3 protein-coding genes and 1 tRNA gene are annotated in these 3,808 nt (G+C 59.3%); 1 reads left to right on the forward strand and 3 read right to left on the reverse strand.

What is annotated here, in order from left to right; translation table 11 throughout:
* The 3 genes from ABX749_RS25360 to ABX749_RS25370 form a co-directional block, all read right to left on the reverse strand.
* Positions 1 to 1,049 (reverse strand): HTTM domain-containing protein (locus tag ABX749_RS25360; RefSeq protein WP_372898464.1); only part of this gene is annotated, 1,049 nt, incomplete at its 3' end.
* Positions 1,050 to 1,086: 37 nt separating this feature from the next.
* Positions 1,087 to 2,841, reverse strand: a complete 1,755-nt coding sequence (locus ABX749_RS25365; RefSeq protein WP_372898465.1) for a hypothetical protein — start codon at positions 2,839 to 2,841, stop codon at positions 1,087 to 1,089.
* 224 nt (positions 2,842 to 3,065) lie between these two features.
* Positions 3,066 to 3,140 (reverse strand) — tRNA-Glu (locus ABX749_RS25370).
* A gap of 299 nt (positions 3,141 to 3,439) precedes the next feature.
* Here ABX749_RS25370 and ABX749_RS25375 point away from each other — a divergent pair.
* Positions 3,440 to 3,676 carry a DUF4339 domain-containing protein gene (locus ABX749_RS25375; protein ID WP_372898466.1) on the forward strand — a complete coding sequence of 79 codons (237 nt, stop codon included), beginning with the start codon at positions 3,440 to 3,442 and terminating at the stop codon, positions 3,674 to 3,676.
* Positions 3,677 to 3,808 lie beyond the last annotated feature (132 nt).

The following is a 3,808-nucleotide window of genomic DNA, read 5'->3' on the forward strand; positions in this document are numbered from 1 at the left end:
CGCAGCATCATCCGCCAAGCAAACCGCTGGCCCCGCTCATTCCAGCTCGGATTGCCGGGTAACACCCAAGGTCGAATCGGCAGCAGCAGCTGAATCACGACGTAAACAACCGACAGCCGGATTGCGACGCGGTGAACGCCCGAAACGGGACGGTCCGGCTGAGCGGTATCGACGCTGCTGCCGCCCCCGCTGCTTCTCAGCACACCCCGGAAACGCTGCAGCACCTGGGGGACAAACGAAACCGGAAAGAACACGTACAGCGTCGCCAACATGAACCACGGAAATACGCCGATTCGAAAGATGGTGGCGTTGGTCAGGTGGAACACCAACGCGGCCACCACCGCCAGCGGGCGTGTCTTGTTCCACATCAACGCCGGGACAATCGATAAATCAAATAGCAAACCTCCCCAAGCCATCACAAACGCCGCTCCGGGCAGTTGGAACAGCGTTCCGATCACCGGTGTGTCGAGCCGCGCACGGACGAATAGGTCTGCCGGTTGGCCGGCCAGCCAATCGGAATCGAGCTTGGCGATTCCGCCGAACACATACGGCAGCCCGAGCTGAAATCGAACCAGCCACCACTGCCACAGACGCATGTCGGCATCGCCGGCGTCCCGCCGGAATAGCAGACGGTCCAGCGAGAGCACGCGACCACAAGGCAGAAAACAGCACAGCAGCGCGGTGCAGGCCAGCAGGTAGTCGTGGTTGTTGTAGATCTGGCGTTCGACCAACAACACATACGTCATCGTGGCGGCCAGGACGGCGGCGCTGAATCGGGTCAGAAACCCCAGCGCGAATGCGATCGCCGCGCCGCGTGCGATCTGAAAATGCCACCAGATCCCATCGCCCGGCCAAAGATTCACCCACTCGAACCCGGCGTACTTGAACAACACCGTGGGCTGGACGAACAGAATCCGCCAGCGGTCATCGGCCAGATAGTCGGTCGCCCAAAACCAAAAGGTCACGCCGAGGATCAAACGCAAAACGGCCAGCGGACTCGCATCCACCGGCCGCATTCCATCGAGTTCACGAAGCGGTTGAATCGACATGGCAGGACGTCAAAAGCGCTCGTCTCTTGCCGGATTCCTAGTTGAGCAGCGCGTCCATATCGGCAGGCACGGTTGCCGCCGGTGGTGCCGCCGGAGCCGGCTCGGCGTCGGCAGGTGGTTCGCTGCCGGCGGGTGCTTCGGCGTCCGCGGCCGGATCGAGGGGATTACCGAAACGGAAAACGGGAGCGTTGGTCGAGGCCCGTTTCGAAACCGATTTCCCCTCGGCAAGTGCCTCCAGCGTTGCGACCTGTTCTTGCAGCGCGGTGACATATTTCTTGCGGGTGTCCAGCGTGCTGTCATTCAACTGGCCGGTCACTTCGAACAGTGACGTCAGCCATTGCTTGGTCGCGGCGAGGGCGTCGGCGGGGGCCGAAGCCATCAAGCCACCGGTCGCTTGGATCGATTCAACGTCTTCGACGACTTTCCCTTGACCGGTGACGCCTAACAACACTTGCTGCAGGACGTGATTGAGTTTTTTCCGGCTCGCGACAATCTCGGCGGGCTGAGGTTTGGCAGCCAATGGACGCATGCCCATGCCCATCATGCTCATCCCCATCATCTCATCCATGCCTTCCATTTCTCCCATGCCCATGTCCATGTCCATCTCCATTTCCATTCCGTACATGTCATCCATCTCCATCATCGATTCACCTCGCATGCCGGGGACAGCGGGCACCTTCTCGTTGGGATCTTTGGTCTCCTTCAAGAAGCTCTCCGGGGCGGCAGGTTGACGGACGCCTTGAGTGGTCGTGGTTTTGTCCAATTTGGCCAACCGCGCCAGTTCGGCTTGGTAGGCGGCTAAAACGCGTTTGGACCATTGCTTCAACACCTCTTGGGTTTCCACGTCGCCTTCGGGCATCTTGCCGGGAAGCCGGGCGATGGCGGCGGCGGAGTGAAGCGCGATCAGATTCGGTTTGTCTTCGTTGGTGCTGATGCTGACGAATTGCTTGCCCAAGGATGCGTCGGTGCTCATCTGTGTCAGGATGCTCACCGCGTACCGCTGTAAGAACGCATGTGCCAATTCGTCGCGCCCGGTGGGCGGATCTGACTCAAGCAACTGAGTCATCGACTGGGTCAACTCGTCTTTGACCCCCACAAGTGTCGGATCGTTGGACGGCGAGTAGCGGACGTACCGGTCGATGCCCTGCAATGCCGCGGCGCGGACGCCGTCGGGGTTGTTGGCATCGTCGTAAATCGATTTCAGATCCGTCAACACGAACGAGTAGGGCCGCGGGACCCCGCCGCGTTGTGCCGGGGGACGCGCCAATCGGGCGATGAATTGAATCGCATTGATCCGCGCCGCGGGCTGGTAATTCCCCATCGCGACGGGCTTGAGCCCGCCGTAGAGCCACCTCATCACGTTGCCGGCACCGGGCGTCTGAGACCGAACCGCACTGTCCATCACCGCGCGAACGTGCCCCATCACGTCATTGATTTGATGCGTGGCATCGGGCTGCGTGATCTTGGCCGGTACATACTGCTGGAAGTACCGCTGCACGACGGCCAATTTATTCTGCGAAAAACCGCTCAGATCGCGTGACGTCGCATAGGTTCTCGCTTCCCGTTGAACGGTCGCCAAATTGTCGTCGATCAGCGGTTCGACATCGAGCACATCGTACTTGGCCGCTTGGCCCGAGGCGGTCGCTGCGACGATCCCGGCGGCGGCCAACGCGACGAACAATGCCAAAGCACGAATCCCTAGCTGTTTTCGACGCAATTCGGTCTGCGGAACCGACACCGCGACCGCTCGAGATGGGTCAAGTTTGATGGTGGCACGTTGAGTTCGTGTCATGACGAATCCGTTGTTATGTGTTGAGCAGACGGTTGAGCAGACGGAGGCAGAAGAGAGAAAAAAGGTCGCGAGTCGATGGGCATCCGGCCGAAGGCGAGTCTGCTTTTACTCCGCGACGCATCATTATCCTATGGTTAAACGAAGCTCGTCAAACAAAATTAGAGAGCAATTGCACCATCGGATGCCAAATTTGGCGAATTTCACGGTTGCCGCCCAAAATGCAGTACCCCCTGCTCGATTTGAACGAGCGTTTCCAGGCGGAAAGCCTGACGTCCTAGGCCAAACTAGACGAAGGGGGCCAAGGCGAGTCGCTCACTATAGTTGTTGCGAAAGATCTTGCCATCGGAGGTTGACGAACCCCCGTCTGCCGAGGTAATTGCGTGCCATATCGCACCGGGTGCACCAAAAAACTTCACTTTGCCGTATTCCGCCCCATTAATTGGCGCGCACTGTGCGGTTACTCTTCGTTAAACTGTAGCTTCGGTGGAGAAAGCGACGATGGTGATGTGGGACAGAGGGAGGAAAAACGACACACGCTGCCAAGTTCATGAGAGGCTCTCTCCCCAACTCTTTTCTTTTTTCGAAGGTGGCGATCGAGATGTCAACGCAATGGTTTTATATGGCGAGCGGCTGGATCCGAAAGGCTCGGCGCATCGGCCCCATCTCTGAAGCCGACCTGCTGAACCGAATCGACAAGGGACAAATTGACCCGTCGACACTTGTTCAGAGTAGCAAGACACGCAACAAGTGGATTCCAATGAATAAAGTCGGCCCGGCGATGGAACATTGGCGACGCAGCCATCCGGAGGACTCCGGCAAGAAAGCGGCTCAGTAACGTTTGCGTCCCCCGGCCAGCGGCCAGGCGGTAGTGGACGAGGCGACGAGTCCGTGCCAGCGGCTAGGCGGTAGTGGACGAGGCGACGAGTCCGTGCCAGCGGCCAGGCGGTAGTGGACGAGGCGACGAGTC

The sequence above is a fragment of the Stieleria sp. genome (assembly GCF_041595215.1).
Taxonomy (GTDB): Bacteria; Planctomycetota; Planctomycetia; order Pirellulales; family Pirellulaceae; genus Stieleria; species Stieleria magnilauensis.